Raw genomic sequence first — 17146 nt, forward strand, 5'->3', positions numbered from 1 at the left:
ATATAATGGGTTTGGTTTTTGCCGGATTTGTTCTGTAATCCGGATATACGGGTCTTTAATCAGGTATTATATCCTGTCCGGAAACAATTCCGGCTGAAAAAAGAATATTGGTTTAAATAACATTATTGCGTCTTATTGTAGTCTCTTTATCGTCAGGTGTCCTTTAAGGGAAACAGTTTCATTGCTGCTGCAACTGTAGGGCGATTCCGGTTCTCCTGTGACTATTATATAATAATCGCGGTATTGTGAAAACCAATCATTTATGGTACCGGTATTCCGTAATGTGACAATTACTTCTTCTGCTCCGGATGAGCTGTTTCCAAATGAACTTTTTCCGGATGGTGCGAATGGATTATTTATTTCCACTTCATTATTGTAGGTAATATTTACGGGCCAGTATGAATACAGAACATTGCTGCTTTCTGCACCTGACTTCAGGTAAGATGCTTCACAATGTCCAAGGTGGATGTCGGAGTCATCAAAAATGATCTGCCATGCCGGTACTGTAACTGTAGTAGTTCCTGTTTCAATATTATATCCTGCACAGGAATCCTCCACTGCTGTTTTCTTCTCCTCCCCACCGGACAAAGACTCACTGTAATATTTTGTAAGGGTGAGTTTCTCTGCAATGTATGCTTTAAGGGCTGTTCCGGGTTCATCTGTTGTCAGATTAATGCCATATTTTATGGATTCATTTCCGGACTCAGGGTCAGGGAGATCGATCTTCAGGACATTTAATGTTCCATAGTAGGTGTAATTTCCGTCATCGTAAATCCTGTAACTCATATTGTGATTTACAGAACCTGAGCTGATAACTCCGTTGCTGCTGCAATTGTAAATAAATTCGATATTATTGTCGTACGAAAAACTGGTTTCTTTTTCAGCCGGAAATCCATCTTTCTGTTTATCGGAAATACAGCCCGCAAATAGAATTGCGGCTGCCAACAGAAAGGCCAGAATGGAGTACTGTAACTTTCTCATAAATGTCCGTTGAATGTTTATTTGTCCTGAAGTCGGCCTGCCCATAGGAAATTGCTTAAAATGTCTGGGTTCTGCAAATGTCTCTGCTAAAAAAAATGTGTTGATTTTTTTACCGGAAATTCCGGTTCTGTTAAATTTAGTTTTATAATCCAAGGATCTCTTTGAGATCGAACTTGAATGGTCCGAGGCTTCCACCGAAGTTTCCTGCGGTGATGAACTTTATTCCCGGAATCTTTGTTGCGGCTTCAATGCCTGCCTTTGTTGCTTCACTGATTGAATCCTCATCAACACCGTCAATGACGATCTCATATACTGCGCCTACGCCTTCAGGTACAAGTGACCCCTCTACCTTATCGCGGATTGACGGGCAGTACTTCTCGTTTGTTGTTGCCGGCATGAACTTGTATTTGTTTGAGCCGACCTTTGAGCCTGATGCAACAACAGGGAATGAGCACATGCATCCTGGTATGCCCATGATTGCATCCACTGCTGACTCTGCTGCCATGAGTGCTGCGGGGATGTTCTCGCCCATGATGAAGAAGTTGCCGCCTGCGACACCCTTTACAATTCCGAAGTTCTCCTCTCCGATGTACTCTCCGTTCATGATAGGGATTGCCCAGCACTGGCGTCCGCCGACTTCTTTTTTGTATTCAAAACCGTCGCCGAAGAAGTGAAGCTTTACATCAATTCTCTCTTCTGCGTCAGGCATGCCGTCAAAGACTGCTGTTGTAGGCTGGGTAAGGACACACTCTGCGAGGCGCTCTATTACCTGCTCCTTAATCCTCTTCTTTCCTCCGGCGAAGAAGAGAACTGCGATTCCGGGCCTGCCGTCAGGTGTCTCTGAAGCGTCAACCGCACCTTCAATTCCTGCTTCACAGGGGCATCCGATAGCTGAGGTTGCAAAACCTGTTGCTTCGGTTGCTGCCTGAATTGCCCACTGCTCATTAATTGCTGTGATTATTACCCTGCATGCCCAGTTAGGAAATGCCTCTGCATAATTGTCATCAATTTTTACGCCATTGAGTTCCATATCTCATATACCTCGTTTAGCTATGGTTTAGATTTCTATCCGGGAAGTTAAAATAATGTTTCATTTTTATCTTCGGCCTTCGGGCACTTCTTCCGGATACTGCTATGTATGTGTGGCAGGTGCGGCACGTAATTCCGGTGCGGCGCATATGTCTGCGATCAGATTGCTGCTGATTGTGATTTTCTTTAACAATCCGGGATGAAAACACGGTTATTTTTGTGTTTAGGTTAAATTAATCTCTTTGAAGAATTCGGCGTGCAATTCAATTATTTTTTAAATTTAAGTATTGTATTCCCATTTATTCTGAAATCCGCCGATGCATGGCAATTATTTACTTTTTGTTTTTTTTGAAAATCAGGTATTAAAAATCCTTAACTCAGTATATGAGTTTCTATTTTAATTTTGGGACGCAGGCGGGGTTTTTCACTATGTTAATCCAAATATGTTTACTTGTTGTGGTTGTAAATGATTTTGGTCTATATTTTGTGATTTTTACGTAAAAAATCAGGGTAATACTTCAGAACATTTATCTATATTTTTTACCCACTTTTAGCGATCGATTTAAGATCGATATAGCGGTGCGTGAAAAAAAATGGCATTTGCTGTTCATGTAAACATGGAACGTTGTACAGGCTGCAACAACTGTGTGGTCGCATGCCCGGTCGATGCACTTGAACTTTCCACTGTTGACCCTGTAACTACAGATAAAATTTACAAGGTTGTCAATGGAAAGGCAGTAGTGCTCGACTTTGACCACGAGTTATGTGCCGGATGCGGAGTATGCATCTCGGCGTGCCCGTATGGCGTTATTAAAATTGAAGGGCGTTGGAAAGACATGGTACAGGTTTCAGGAGAGGCTTAAATATTTTATTTAAAGGAGTGTTGAAGTAATGAATACGCTTTTCCCAAAATACTCCCGTAAACAGGACGGCGATATAATCACGATGGAGCAGAAGCTCCTCAAACAGGTCAACAATCTTGTGCTTGACAATAGCAAGTGCACAGGCTGCGGTATCTGCTTTGAGTCCTGTCCGGAAGAAGCAATTAGCATTGGCCCGGTAGGCGCTGTCCGAAAGGGTGCAATTGAGTACGGTCAGTCAATCTCTATAAACGAGAAAGAATGTTCATACTGTGGTGTTTGTGTAATCATGTGTCCGTTCGGGGCACTGGATTTAAAGATTGATGGTGAGTCAAGACTTCCTATCGTAGAAAAAGAGGGTTTCCCATCATATGATGTAACAAGAATCATTGATGATGAGAAATGTGTCAGGTGTACTACTTGTGAGGATGCCTGCCCGCGTGACGCAATAAAACGTGACGTGCCTGACTTTGAGGGAGTTGCAGCAGACGGCCTTAAGAAAGCAGAGGCAGTTGAATGGAAGGTAAACTTCGAATGTAATGATGAGAAGTGTACAGTCTGTGGTCTCTGTGCAGAGGTCTGTGCAGCACTCAATGTCGAGAGAAAACCTTTCACAGCAGAGTCCGGCGTGCCTGAAGGCATTGTTAAATGGACTGAGTCACTCTGTGACGGCTGTGGTGTCTGTTCAGAGATCTGCCCGTCAGATGCTATTACTGTAGCAAAAGAGGCTGAATCTGTACAGAAGAAGTATGGTAAGGTCACTATCGAGGAGAACTGCTGCAGCTGCCGCTGGTGTGCAGAGAACTGTCCAACAGAAGCAATTACAGTTACAAAGCCCTTTGTTGGAGAGATTGAATTCCACGCAGAGAAATGTCCTGGCGGATGTTCGACCTGTATGGACATCTGTCCTGCAAATGCAATCTACATGCCCTCACCAAAATCACCTGCTGATATGCATGGTAAAGTAGAGGCAAACATTGCAGTCAATCAGGACTTCTGTATTCTCTGTGGCGTATGTGTCAATGCATGCCCTGGTGAGGATATCATTGTCATGAAACGTACTGGCATCAATGTGACCGGAAAGGAGACAGATCTCTTCTTAACGATCAAGGAAAAACTTCTCCAGCCGAGGACTTCCAAGGTAAAGGAGAATGTAGAGGTTGGTGAAGTGGAGCTCAAAACAGTTTGAGTGAGGTTATAATATGGCTGTAGAAAAGAATTACGGAAATCCTGAACTTGAAGAGAAACTTCAGGATACATATTACTATACATCAGATTCAAATCCTGATTTTCTGAAAGAAGTAGAGAGAATCAGCCTTACAATTCCGCATATGTGTTATCAGTGTGGAACATGTACTGGTTCATGCCCGTCTGCACCCCGCAGCTCATACCGTATCAGGAAATTTATGAGAAGGGCTGTTCTCGGACTTGAGGAAGAAGCACTTAAGGATCCGGATCTATGGTTATGCACAACATGTTACTCATGTACAGACAGATGTCCGCGTGGTATTGCACCAACAGACGTTATCATGGGTATGAGAAACATTGCATTCCAGAAATATGGAATTGCTCCGAGGAACTTCTTAAAATCAATTCAGGTAATGTACCAGTTTGGTCACGTTGTGCCTAACAATGATGTAAACAGGGCTGCACGTGTAAAACTTGGCCTTGATGCAGAACCACCAACAGTACATTCATACCCTGAATTTATGGACGGAATCAGAAAGATTCTGGACCACTACAAGATGAAAGAAACTGCAGACCGCATCCTTTCAGAGGAGTGAATTAAAATATGTCAAATAATATGGAACATTCATATGCATTCTTCCTTGGTTGCATAGCACCTAACCGTTATCCGGGGTGTGAAGCATCTGCAATCAAAACCAGTGCAAAACTGGGAATTGAACTGCTTCCTTTAAAGGGAGCGAGCTGCTGTCCTGCACCAGGAGCGTTTGGTGCTGTGGACCTCAGGGTCTGGTATGCAATGGCAGCACGTAATATCTGCCTGGCAGAAGAGATGGGCAAGGATATTGCACTTATCTGCAATGGCTGTTACAAATCCATTTACGAAGTCAATGAAAAACTCAAGCACAACGATGAACTTCGTGACGGAGCAAACGAGGTGCTTGCAGAAGCTGACATGGAATTTAAGGGTTCAATTGATGTCTGGCATCTGATTGAGTTATACAAAGATGAAAAGATCTGTGGTGTAGAGAAGGTACGTGACAGTGTCGTAAGACCACTGGGCGGAGTTAAAGTTGCACCTCACTACGGATGCCACCTGTTAAAGCCAAAGTCAGAGCGCCATTTCGGTGATACCGAGAATCCAATGTGGTTTGAGGAACTCATTGACGCACTTGGCTGTGAATCTGTTCAGTATAAGAATAAGATGCAGTGTTGCGGTGCCGGTGGCGGTGTCCGTGGATACGACATTCTCCACTCACTTGATATCACAAATGAAAAGATGATCAATATGAGTGAAGTCGGTGCAGATGCAATCACTGAATTCTGTCCATTCTGTCAGCTTCAGTTTGACAGGGGTCAGATAGAAATTCAGGAGAATTTTGGCCAGAGATACAATATACCTGTCCTTCACTACAATGAACTTCTCGGACTTGCACAGGGTATGTCCCCACAGGATCTTGCCCTTGATCTGCATGCAATTGACTGCAAACCATTCCTGGAGAAAATTGAATAAGGAGGTTGACAAATGGCAGAAAATCAGGAACCAAGAATAGGTGTATTCATTTGTCACTGCGGTACAAACATCGCAGGTTCACTTTCCGTTGAGGAAGTCAAAGATTATGCAATGACACTTTCGGGTGTAATTGTTGCAGATGAATACCAGTATATGTGCTCCACTCCTGGTCAGAATAAGATCATGGATGCAATTAAAGAGCATGACCTAAATGGAATTGTCGTTGCAGCATGTTCCCCACGTCTTCACGAGCCGACATTCAGGACGGCAACTGAAGTGGGTGGGCTTAACAAGTTCCGTTTCGAGATGGCAAACATCCGTGACCAGAACTCATGGGTTCACATGCATGACTGGGACGGAGCAACGGCCAAGGCAAAGGATCAGGTCAGGATTGCAGTTGCAAAAGCAAAACTGCTCGAAGATCTCCAGCCAAAGTCTGTTCCGGTCGAACACGCAGCAATGGTTGTTGGTGCAGGTGTCGGCGGAATGCAGGCAGCACTTGACCTTGCGAATGCAGGTATCAAGACATATCTTGTCGAGAAAGATCCTACGATCGGTGGACGCATGTCCCAGCTCGACAAGACATTCCCTACACTTGACTGTTCACAGTGTATTCTTACACCAAAGATGGTCGATGCAGGACGTCACCCTAATATCATTCTGAAGACATATACCGAAGTCGAAAATGTAGAGGGTTACATTGGAAACTTTGAGATCACACTCAGAAAGAAGGCCCGCGGAACAAGAGACCCTGAAGAGATGCTTGCAGCCGGAATCGAAGGTTCAGGATGCAACGGCTGTGGTGACTGTGCAGAGGTATGTCCGGTAATAAAGCCAAATCCATTTGAGATGGGAATGGCACCGAGAAAGGCAATCTACATCTATCATCCGCAGGTTATGCCGCTTCAGTACACCATTGACTTTGAGTCCTGTGTAAAGTGCGGTCTCTGTGCAGAGATCTGCGGACCGGAGAAGAATGCAGTTGACCTTAACATGGTTGATGAGCTTGAGAAGGTCAAAGTCGGCTGTGTAATTCTTGCAACAGGATATGATCTCATCCCTATCGAAGAGAAGAACGAATGGGGATACAAGAGACATGAGAATGTCATAACAGGTCTTGAATTTGAGCGCCTTATCTGTGCATCCGGACCAACCGGCGGACATCTTATCAGACCATCAGACGGTGCAACACCGATGAAGGTAGGATTTGTTCTCTGTGCAGGATCAAGAGACAATACAGGCGGTGTTGCAAAGCCGTACTGTTCAAGGTTCTGCTGTATGTACTCGCTCAAGCACGCTCACCAGATCATGGAAAAGATTCCGGGCGCTGTTCCGTATATCTTCTACATGGATATCCGTTCATTTGGTAAGATGTATGAGGAGTTCTACTACCGTATCCAGCACGAGGGTGCAAAGTTCATCCGTGGACGTGTAGCAGAGATTCTCGAAGATCCGGCAACAAAGAACCTGATCGTCAAGACAGAAGATACACTTCTCGGAAGACCTGTATCTATTGAGTGTAACATGGTTGTACTCGCAGCGGCAATTCAGCCAAAGCCTGATGCAGAACCTATCCGCCAGATGTTTGGTATCTCCAAATCACAGGACGGATGGTATCTTGAGGCACATCCAAAGCTCAACCCGTGCGGTACAACAACAGCTGGTATCTTCCTTGCTGGTGTCTGCCAGGGACCAAAGGATATTCCTGACACAGTAGCACAGGCAGAGGGAGCAGCATCCGCAGCATCCATCCCTATTCATCAGGGAGAGGTTCAGCTTGAGCCTTACTTTGCACAGTGTATGGAAGACCTCTGTGCAGGCTGTGGTATGTGTGTGACTCAGTGTCCATACGGTGCCCTTGCACTGATTGAAAAGGACGGAAGACAGGTTATGGAAGTAACCGAAGCAAAGTGCAAAGGTTGCGGAACATGCGGTGGATTCTGCCCAGGTGGCGCTATACGCATGCAGCATTTCACATCACAGCAGATTGTAGCACAGATTGATGCATTCCTTCTTAACCCGCTTGGAGGCGAAGAGTAAATGTCAGACGGAGAATGGAAACCAAAGATTATCGCAATCATCTGCAACTGGTGCTCATATGCTGGTGCAGATCTTGCAGGAGGAGCACGTATCCAGTACCCACCGGATATCCGTGCAATACGTGTAATGTGTACAGGCCGTGTTGACCCGCTTTTCATTCTGAAAGCATTCCAGGACGGAGCAGATGGCGTACTTGTATCAGGTTGCCACTTTGGTGACTGTCATTACCTAGAAGGTAACTATAAGTGTGCAAAGCGTATGTTCCTCTTAAAGAATGTTCTGAAGAATATCGGACTTAACGATAACAGACTTAGAATGACTTTCGTTTCAGCATCTGAGGGTGCAAAATGGGGTATGGTCATGGAAGATGTCGTTAAGACTGTAAAGGAACTAGGTCCAAGCCCATTGGCTGAAAAAAAGAACTAATCCCATTTTATGGGGTGAATTATTGTGGCAGAAAAGATTGAACTGAACCTGATTTCAGGTAGAACAATCATGCAGGGCGTGACAATGGAGGGAGGAAAGGAAAAACCTGCCTACCGTGATGCCTGTGGCATTATTGAACTCAACCCTGAAGATCTCAAAGAACTTGGGATATGGCACGGAACAAATGTCCGTGTAGCCAGCCAGCATGGATGGGTCATTGTCAAAGCCATAAAGGCGACACAGGGACCCCACCCCGGTCTTGGATGGATTCCAATGGGGCCATGGGCAAACAGGGTAATTGATCCGAATACCTACTCCATGGGAATGCCGACATTCAAAGGTGTTCCTGTGACTGTCGAACCGGCACCTGATGAGAAGGTTCTGGACTCGCTTGCAGTACTAGAGGAAATGCTTTAGTTGGTGAACAAATTATGACAAAACTGATAACAGATGTGGTTTGCCCGTTTTGCGGCACACTCTGTGACGATCTCGAAGTTGTTGTAAGCGACGATGGCAAAGAGCTCCTTGAGGTAAACAATGCCTGCGCAATCGGTGCTGAAAAGTTTCTGCACTCACAGGCAAAAGACAGGCTGACCCGTCCAAGAATGAGAAATGAGGATGGATCATGGAGAGAAGTCTCTTATGATGAAGCAGCCGAGTTTACCGCACAGATGCTTGCAAAGTCCAAAAAACCACTGATGTACGGATGGAGTTCAACAAACTGTGAATCACAGGTTGTTGGATCCCACGTTGCAGAACTTGTGGGTGGACAGCTTGACAATACAGCAACTGTATGTCACGGATCAACTCTCATTGCAGTACAGGATGTTGGTGTACCAAGCTGTACTCTTGGAGAGATCAAAAACCGTGCTGACATGGTTGTGTTCTGGGGATGTAACCCGGCACATGCACATCCACGTCACATGAGCCGTTACTCACTCTTCCCGCGTGGATTTTTCACAGCAAAAGGACACAGGGGCAGAACTGCTGTAGTGGTTGATCCAAGACCTACTGACTCTGCAAACCTCGCAGATATATACCTCCCTGTAGAGCAGGGGCGTGACTATGAACTTCTGTCGGCACTTCGTGTGGCATTCCGTAATGAACAGCTTCCTGACGTAGTTGCAGGAATTTCAAAGGAGAAAATCTACGAAGTTGCAGAGAAGATGAAGAATGCAAGATTTGGCTGCATCTTCTTCGGAATGGGTGTTACACACTCACTCTCAAATAATCACAACATTGACATAGCTATCCAGGTAACCCGTGACTTAAACGAGTTTACGAAATGGAGTATTATGCCAATGCGTGGTCACTACAATGTTACCGGAGCCGGTGAAGTATGGGGATGGCAGTTCGGATTCCCGTTCTGTGTTGATCTCTCCAGAGGATTTGCAAGATATAATCCTGGTGAGTCTTCCTCAAACGATCTTCTCATGAGAGAAGAGATCGACTCTGTATTCGTACTTGGCAGTGATCCCGGAGCACACTTCCCGTTCAGCTCTGTAAAGAAGATGAACGCACTTCCGTGTGTTGTTGTCGATCCTCATATCACACCTTCAACAGTTGTTGCAGATCTCCACGTTCCTGTGGCATTTGTCGGTGTTGAAGTCGGTGGATGTGCATACAGAATGGACAGTGTCCCTATTGAGTCACACAAGGTAGTTGATGCTCCTGAAGGTATGCTGACAGACGAAGAGTTCCTTAAACTTGTCCTTGCACGTGTCAAGGAGATTAAGGGGGTATAAATCAATGGCTGAATACATTATTAAGAACGGTTTTGTAGTTGATCCTACACAGGGTATCAACTGCGAAAAGATGGATGTAGCAGTTAAGGACGGCAAAATTGTCGATGCATCTGAAGTTATGGGTGCAAAGGTAATTGACGCATCCGGAAAGCTTGTAATGGCTGGTGCTGTTGATGTACACTCCCACTCCGCAGGGCCGAAGGTCAATGTAGGAAGGAATCTCCGTCCGGAAGAGAAGCTCAACTGCTATAATCCGGCAAAGGGTGCTAAACGCATGGAGGCAGGTTTCTCTGTCCCTACAGCGATTTCATCCGGTTATATATTCTCAAGAATGGGATATGGTTTTGCAATGGAAGCAGCAATGCCTCCGCTGTATGCACGCCATACCCATGAGGAGATGAGGGATACACCTATCGTTGATGAGGCTGCACTTCCTGTCTTTGGAAACAACTGGTTTGTTATGGAATATCTCAAAAACAATGAGATAGAGAATACAGCCAGCTACATCTCATGGCTTCTTAAGGTCACAAAGGGATATGGTATTAAATGCGTAAATCCCGGAGGATCAGAAGCCTGGGGATGGGGTATGAACTGTCTGACAATTGACGATCCCGTTCCTTTCTTCGATGTAACACCAAAGCAGATCATTACCGGTCTTATTGAGGCAAATGAGTACCTCAGGCTTCCGCACTCAATGCACCTGCACACCAACTCACTTGGAGAACCGGGCAATTATCAGATCACAATTGACTCGCTGAAATGTGCAGAAGGTATCAAGGCAGACAATGACTTCGGACGTGAGCAGGTTCTTCACCACACTCACCTTCAGTTCCACTCATACGGTGGGGATTCATACTCATCAAAGAGCTTTGAGTCAAGGTCCAAGGAAGTCATGGATTACTTCAACAGTACTGATAACCTTACCTTTGATATCGGACAGGTTACACTTGATGAAACAACAACAATGACAGCAGACGGACCGTTTGAGTACCATCTCTCTCATATGAACAATCTCAAGTGGGTAAACAAGGATGTTGAGCTTGAAACCTGTGCAGGTGTTGTTCCTTTCATTTACAACCCGAACTCATTCATTGGTGTTGCCCAGTGGGCAATCGGTCTTGAACTTGCACTCCAGTGTAAGGACATGACGAAGTGCTACCTCACATCGGATGCACCAAATGCAGGTCCCCTGTGCAGATACCCGCGTGTCATGAAATGGCTCATGAGCTTAAAGTCACGTGACGAGATTCTTGATGCATGCAAGTACGGTGAATCTGTACGCAGACAGTGTTATATCGGTGAATTTGACCGTGAACTTACTCTGTACGAACTTGCGCAGATGAACCGTCAGGGAGCTGCAAGGATGCTTGGTCTTTCCAATATGTTTGGTTCACTTAAACCGGGCATGGAGGGTGACGTTGTTGTCTATCCGCTTAACCCTGAATCTGATCTTGATGATGGTGAGAAGATTGAGCATGCCTTTGGCAATGCAGAATACTTCATCAAGAAGGGAGAACTGATTATTAACGACAGTGAAATAATCAGCAACGGAAGCAAGCGTACTTTCTGGGTAAATGCCGGAAAAGAGCTTACACCGCAGGTTGAGCGCGATGTATCAGAGCGTTTCAAGAAATACTATACCGTTACCAGGAACAACTACGAGGTAAAAGAACACCACTATGTTCCAAACGAGTATATGATTGAGGTAAACGCTGCATAATCCGGAGGTTATTGTAATATGAGCACTGTAGAATTAACATTAAAACAGCAGCCTGAACTTTACCTTGAAACAGAGAAGATAACTCCTGATTCATTTGCCGGAAAGTCAGCTGATGAGATCGCTGCTCTTGATGTTTATGAGGGAAATCTTACCCATAAACTCGGTGATTTTTTCACAATCTCCGGAACTCCGGGACAAACCGCACAGGATACTGTAATCAAAGTAAAAGGTGATCTTCTTCGTATCAAGTGGATTGGCGCAAAGATGACTGCCGGAAAGGTTATAGTTGATAGTAATACGGATATGTACACCGGCGCTTTCATGGAAGGCGGAGAGATCATTGTAAACGGCAACACCGGTCATTTCACAGCTCTTGGTATGAAGGGTGGCAACATCCACATCAAAGGTAGTGCAGGCAACTACCTTGGTGCTGCATACCGTGGAGACTGGCGTGGTATGATGGGCGGAGTCCTCCGTGTAGACGGAGATGCAGGCAGTGATGTCGGAACTTTCATGCGTGGCGGTGAGATTATCATCGGCGGAAATACCGATGTTCACGTAGGTACCCACCAGGAAGGCGGAAAGATAGTAGTTAAGGGCAATGCAAAGAGCAAAGTCGGCGGTCAGATGGTCAAGGGCGAAATAATTGTTTTTGGTACAATTGATGTCATGATGCCGGGATTTGCGCACCGCGATAATATTGATCTTGAAGTAGATGGTGCAAAGGCTACCTTTAAGCGCTTTGAGGGAGATCTCGGCGAGAGACACCCAAAGTCCAAAGGCAAAGTCATCTATGGACAGCTATATATCAAGGCCTAAATAATTTTTTTTGATTTTGGGTATTAAAAACATTATACCCAATTTGACGGAGAAGAGTTACCTTTGGGTTTAGACTTTTCTTTTTGTTCGCTCTTTGTGTATTTCTTCAGCATAAGTTCCCATGCAGGATAGGATTGCAGTGGGAATCAGGCTTATCTGAAGATACTGGTTCGTTTGGAACAGGTGTTCAGTTCAGGCGTAATATACACCGGCAAACCCTGCCGTGAATGAGAATAACTGTGTGTTTGCGGTTGTTAATATCAGATACTTCCGGAAATTTTGGGGTTCGTTAAAAAAAGGATTTATATACTTAACTATTCATGAATCCTGTAATCTTTTGCGTAAATCCTGCCTTTGGGTTTACGGTTTGCGTGATCGCCTGAAAATTCAAAGAATCCGGTTTTGAACTCATCTATGTTTTTTTTGCCTTCTTCCAGCATGAAAGTCGGCAGTATATCAAAGGCAGTTCCGCAGATAATACATACTCCGTCTTTCATATTCGCACCCGGAATTTCAGCATCCTTTCCGATTATGATCTCTCCGCCCTGCATCTCAGCACCGGGCATGTTTCCTGCATTCCCGTCAACAATGATTTTGCCGCCCCAGAGTGTTTCGCCGAGGAAATCTCCGGCATCTCCGTATATATGGATTAAGCCGCCTCTCATGCCCTTCTTTTCACCGCGATATCCTGATCCGCAGTAGAGTGCCGCATTGCCCCTGCATATTATCTCGCCGCCTCTCATCTCCCTGCCAAGCCATGAATCAGCATTGCCCTTTATTTCAATCACACCTCCGGACATGAAATTTCCGCAGTGCATTCCGATGTCGCCTTCAACTGTGATCTTTCCGCCGGTCATGTATTCGCCGATTCTCTTTACCTTTGAGCAGTCACCGGAGAGAATAATATGTACATCCTCAGCAGTCTCTGCATTACCTTCAGTATCCACAGTGAAGAGATCTTCAAGTCTTTTCTCCTGATTGCCTGACCAGATGCTGATATCCTGAAGTTCGTCTCCAAGGAATGTTTCTGTTGTTATCCTCTCCGCTTCAACCGGAAGATAAGGGTTTTTTATCTCCTTTCTCTTCAGCCTTACAGTCTTCATAATTCAGTCTCCGTCTCAATACATATATTCCGGTTGAGGTACTCCTCCTCAACCGGATAATTGGCCAGATTTACAGTATAGTATCTCTCAAATCTTTTTATGAACTCAGGATCCTTTGAGATGTCGTAATTTTCAGGAATCTTTGGTTTAACCCAGATTGTTGCATTGTCGCCAAAGACAAGGCAGTTGCCGTCTCTTGATACCGTCCTGCCGCGTTTTATCGTGTGGGTGGTGACTGAGAGACCTTTTATCACCTTCTCATATTCCTGTGCAGGATCTGTTTCTCCGGTCTTTATCGGGTAGATTGCGATGTCTGCATCTGCCCCCACTCCAAGATGTCCTTTTCCGAGATCAACAATGCCGAGCGCCTTTGCCTGTGCAGCCCTTGTCATTATGGCGATCTCATTCCAGTTCATCTCTCTGTCAAGTGAAGAGAGGAATGTACGTTTTTCAGTACCTTTCTGTAATGTTGAGAACTCCTCGTCCCTGTATTTACTGCTCATCAGAAGGGCTATCACTTCCGGATATTTGACAAACGGTGCACCGTTCGGGTTATCGGTTGCAAGCATGCACTGCCAGGGGTTTTTCGTCATAAGTGCAAGTTCAAGCCCGATTGACCACATGATTGAGTTTACGAGATTCTTCTTTGAATAAAGAACCGGTATGATGCCTGATCCGGTTTCAAGCTCAACGTCATGGTTGCTCCATTTGTTGTTGTACAGCCGGTAGAGGTTAAACTCCATCGGCCCGTCTGCCGTCATGGTGGTTGTCTTTCCAAACATCACCTGTCCCATGTCTATTGCTATCTGTGGTTTTCTGTTTATCATCCAGGCGACATCATCGGCCTTTGAACAGAAGTCAGCCCACTTTGATCCACCGTAGGAGTGGAACTGGACATGGGTCATATAAAGGGTCTGGCGCTTATCATTCAGGTCCGGAGTTCTCTGCATTCTTTCAAGTGTGCACTTGTAATTGCCGGGTTTTCCGAGGTTGTTGTTGTGGAGATGCGCTGAGTGTGGGAGATTTAAGAGTTCATTCGCCCGGATAAGGTAATCGGTAATTTCTGCTGCGGTTACACCAAAATAATCCACCTTTGTGTGCATACATCCGACATCCTTGCCCCACCCCCACATCTCTGTCCCGCCGGGGTTTGTGATCTTTACTGCAAAACCTTTTACGGCTGCAAGTGTCCACCCGACAATAGCGGCAACTTTTTTCAGGTCATTGTCTGCCACTGCCTCCATTACAGCCCAGTTGCCGTCAAAGAGCGTGTTTGCCATTGTGTCCTGAAGGGTGTTGTATGAGAACTCCTCGTGGGTATGCCTCGCCTCAAGGGGTGCCATCGCACCTTCAAGTACTGTGGTGTATCCCAGACTGCTGTACCTGTAGGTATTTCCATATACGGTCGGGACACTGTATCCGGAAACCGGGTACATGTACTTCTGTGCCCTTCCGCGTCCGGCACGCATATCCTCAGGACTCATGTACCGCCCGAAGTTTACTTTTGTACCGCAGATATGGGTGTGCGAATCAACACCTCCGGGAAGGGTAAGGTTGCCCTTTGCATCAATTACATTTGAGGAATCCTTTACAGACTCCACAATTTTCCCGTCCTTTACGGCTATGTCCATAATTTCGCCGTTAATTTCGTTTATCGGGTCAATTACAAAGGCATTTTTTACCAGAAGTTCACTCATTCCTTCCTCACCTCCAGAACTTTTTTGTATATTCTGTCAATGATCTCTGTATCATTTGGGTGGACAGTATCTGTTACTTTTTTTGTTCTGAGTGGTATGCCATCCATTCTGTATGCTGTGCCCGGCGTTTCTATCCCGGTGACTGCGACAGGCAGCTGAACATCACTTAACAGGGTTGTACAGTTGATGTGGGGATCTATCTGGATTACAGGAATCTCTGCCATATGTTCGGCGCACTTCCTTGGCATATGTGCAGCGGGATCACTGGCAACGACGAACATGGCATCACACTCCTTTTTTGCGAGGATATCAACTGCGGTTGTCTCTCCGGGGTTGTAAAATGCTATTCCTCTGCTGAAATCGACACCGTAAGGGTATCCTGTCAGCCACGTCATCACCTCGTTTGACCCGTAAACGTTCCAGTGTCCGCGCATAGGGGTGATGGTGAACTTTGTGTGCCGGGAGAGCAGGTCTGTCAGTTCAATGGCGTTCCTGATATTTTTGTACTTGTTCTTTGTCATTGTAAGGCCGAGGCCAAAGAATATAGCTCCGAATTTTGCCTCCAGACACATTTTGGCAACCCTTTCAAGCTGGCTTTTGGCCACTCCTGCAACGTAGTCCGGGAGAATATCTCCTTTGCCCCTTATGATTGCTCTTAAAGCTGAGAATACTGCATAATCCCCGCCTGGTTTTATCTGTATGAATTCATCTGCAAGGTTTGCAGACTCTGTTTTTCTGACATCCGCGACAATGAGTTTTCTCTCCCTGAATGCATTATTAAGGAAAAATCCGTCTGCATAATAGGTGTATCTGCTCATGTGCCGGGGGTGAGCTTCTACCGGATTACAGCCCCAGTAGATGATCAGGTCAGCTCTGTTCTTGATCTGGCCAAGTGTGCACCCCGGATGGCCGACCTCCTGTATTGCAAGAATGGAAGGGCCGTGGCATATGGATGATGTGTTGTCAATAACGCCGCCTAACAGCTCACAGAGGTGTACACCTGAACACTGCGCCTCTCCCTGTGTTCCACTCCATCCAAAGAGAAGCGGCCTTTCAGAATCTTTAAGTATGTCAGCCGCTTCGCCCACTGCTTCGTCATATCCTGTCTCCCTGAATCTGTCACCGTCTTTTATTATCGGGTTGTTCAGCCTGTCGGTGTGCATGAATTTTGCTTCTGCAAGGGCACACCCGTTATCTACACCGACAACTGCGTTGTTTTCAATGGTAACTGTGAGGTCATCACAGAGGCATCCGCAGAATGGGCAGATAACATCGGTAATTTTCACAGGGTCACACCTCCCATATCTCTGAATAATTCTTCAACCGTTTTTAAATCCTCATCTGTTTCTTCAATTCTGACAGGTGTTGATTTGAAATCCGGCATTCCTGTGCCATGTGTCTCATGGGAGGTTATGACATTGCAGTAAGGGCCGTAAGCTATGAATATCATGCCCGCTGTTAGTGTGTTGTCCTCGACTGCTGCCATAACAACTTCTCCGTAATTGCTGATTATTTTTATATGATTTCCTTCGTTAAGTCCGAGATCCATCATATCGAGCGGATTCATTCTGCATGCAGATGTCTCTTTTTTGTAATCTGCCGACAGTTTTCTTTCCACCCCCACTCCCTGTTTAACAGTTCTTCCGGTAATCATGTGAAATATCATATGGATCTCCGATTCTCCGGTTATTATCCCGAATTTTAATATTTATAATGCTGAGTAATAACTACTTATTTCGCAATTAAATTAAAGGTTTGTTCTTTGTTTGAAATTAAAGAAACGTGGTTTTGTCTGACATGTTAATTATTGTGGTCTGTTAATTAAATGTTGTTTATAATTTCTGATTATTTTGAAATGACTTTGGGCAGAATCCTTTCTGTCTCTGACTGATGACAGGTTGTTCAGGTTCTGGATTTTCTTCCTGATGATCCGGGTTTTCAGTTACTTCTTCAGTTTACGAAAAAAACAGGCAGAAGGCCCACGACTTTAGTCGCAGGAGTATGCCGGTGAAAAAAAGTGGAAATAAG

Annotated in this window: 16 protein-coding genes; 10 read left to right on the top strand and 6 right to left on the bottom strand. The window is 45.3% G+C overall.

What is annotated here, in order from left to right:
• Positions 1-132 precede the first annotated feature (132 nt).
• Positions 133-981: a hypothetical protein gene (locus L6E24_RS09305; RefSeq protein WP_257741708.1), complete on the bottom strand. Its 849-nt coding sequence runs from the start codon at positions 979-981 to the stop codon at positions 133-135.
• Between the two features lie 142 nt (positions 982-1123).
• Complete coding sequence (gene fhcD, locus L6E24_RS09310; RefSeq protein ID WP_257741709.1) at positions 1124-2011, bottom strand: formylmethanofuran--tetrahydromethanopterin N-formyltransferase; 888 nt, start codon at positions 2009-2011, stop codon at positions 1124-1126.
• Between the two features lie 592 nt (positions 2012-2603).
• Here fhcD and L6E24_RS09315 point away from each other — a divergent pair.
• From L6E24_RS09315 to L6E24_RS09360, 10 genes are all read left to right on the top strand, one after another.
• Positions 2604-2873, top strand: coding sequence for a 4Fe-4S binding protein (locus tag L6E24_RS09315; protein WP_257741710.1), 270 nt, complete (start codon positions 2604-2606; stop codon positions 2871-2873).
• Between the two features lie 28 nt (positions 2874-2901).
• Positions 2902-4059, top strand: a complete 1158-nt coding sequence (locus L6E24_RS09320; protein ID WP_257741711.1) for a 4Fe-4S binding protein — start codon at positions 2902-2904, stop codon at positions 4057-4059.
• Between the two features lie 13 nt (positions 4060-4072).
• Positions 4073-4654: a CoB--CoM heterodisulfide reductase subunit C gene (hdrC, locus tag L6E24_RS09325; RefSeq protein ID WP_257741712.1), complete on the top strand. Its 582-nt coding sequence runs from the start codon at positions 4073-4075 to the stop codon at positions 4652-4654.
• Between the two features lie 8 nt (positions 4655-4662).
• Positions 4663-5568 (top strand): CoB--CoM heterodisulfide reductase subunit B, encoded by a 906-nt coding sequence (gene hdrB, locus L6E24_RS09330; RefSeq protein ID WP_257741713.1) that lies wholly within the window; start codon positions 4663-4665, stop codon positions 5566-5568.
• 12 nt (positions 5569-5580) lie between these two features.
• Entirely contained in the window at positions 5581-7608 is a 2028-nt protein-coding gene (locus L6E24_RS09335; RefSeq protein ID WP_257741714.1) for a CoB--CoM heterodisulfide reductase iron-sulfur subunit A family protein, read from the top strand.
• Positions 7609-8034, top strand: coding sequence for a hydrogenase iron-sulfur subunit (locus L6E24_RS09340; protein WP_257741715.1), 426 nt, complete (start codon positions 7609-7611; stop codon positions 8032-8034).
• A 69-nt stretch (positions 8035-8103) separates the two neighbouring features.
• Entirely contained in the window at positions 8104-8451 is a 348-nt protein-coding gene (locus L6E24_RS09345; protein WP_257741716.1) for a molybdopterin dinucleotide binding domain-containing protein, read from the top strand.
• A 14-nt stretch (positions 8452-8465) separates the two neighbouring features.
• Positions 8466-9779 carry a formylmethanofuran dehydrogenase subunit B gene (locus L6E24_RS09350; RefSeq protein ID WP_257741717.1) on the top strand — a complete coding sequence of 438 codons (1314 nt, stop codon included), beginning with the start codon at positions 8466-8468 and terminating at the stop codon, positions 9777-9779.
• 4 nt (positions 9780-9783) lie between these two features.
• On the top strand, positions 9784-11499 hold the full coding sequence (locus L6E24_RS09355; protein WP_257741718.1) for a formylmethanofuran dehydrogenase subunit A: 1716 nt from the start codon (positions 9784-9786) through the stop codon (positions 11497-11499).
• A gap of 18 nt (positions 11500-11517) precedes the next feature.
• Complete coding sequence (locus L6E24_RS09360) at positions 11518-12318, top strand: formylmethanofuran dehydrogenase subunit C (protein ID WP_257741719.1); 801 nt, start codon at positions 11518-11520, stop codon at positions 12316-12318.
• A 314-nt stretch (positions 12319-12632) separates the two neighbouring features.
• On the opposite strand, the gene L6E24_RS09365 is transcribed toward L6E24_RS09360, so the two are convergent.
• Genes L6E24_RS09365 through L6E24_RS09380 form a run of 4 tightly spaced genes read right to left on the bottom strand, consistent with a single transcriptional unit; the run spans position 12633 to position 16784 of the window.
• A complete protein-coding gene (locus tag L6E24_RS09365; RefSeq protein WP_257741720.1) occupies positions 12633-13421 on the bottom strand; it encodes a formylmethanofuran dehydrogenase subunit C in 789 nt (262 codons plus the stop codon).
• Positions 13418-15118 carry a formylmethanofuran dehydrogenase subunit A gene (locus L6E24_RS09370; RefSeq protein WP_257741721.1) on the bottom strand — a complete coding sequence of 567 codons (1701 nt, stop codon included), beginning with the start codon at positions 15116-15118 and terminating at the stop codon, positions 13418-13420. The genes L6E24_RS09365 and L6E24_RS09370 overlap by 4 nt, the downstream gene beginning before the upstream one ends.
• Positions 15115-16404 (bottom strand): formylmethanofuran dehydrogenase subunit B, encoded by a 1290-nt coding sequence (locus L6E24_RS09375; protein WP_257741722.1) that lies wholly within the window; start codon positions 16402-16404, stop codon positions 15115-15117. The genes L6E24_RS09370 and L6E24_RS09375 overlap by 4 nt, the downstream gene beginning before the upstream one ends.
• Positions 16401-16784, bottom strand: coding sequence for a molybdopterin dinucleotide binding domain-containing protein (locus L6E24_RS09380; protein WP_257741723.1), 384 nt, complete (start codon positions 16782-16784; stop codon positions 16401-16403). Before L6E24_RS09380 ends, L6E24_RS09375 begins: the two co-directional genes overlap by 4 nt.
• Positions 16785-17146 lie beyond the last annotated feature (362 nt).

It is taken from the genome of Methanoplanus endosymbiosus (assembly GCF_024662215.1).
Lineage (GTDB): Archaea > Halobacteriota > Methanomicrobia > Methanomicrobiales > Methanomicrobiaceae > Methanoplanus > Methanoplanus endosymbiosus.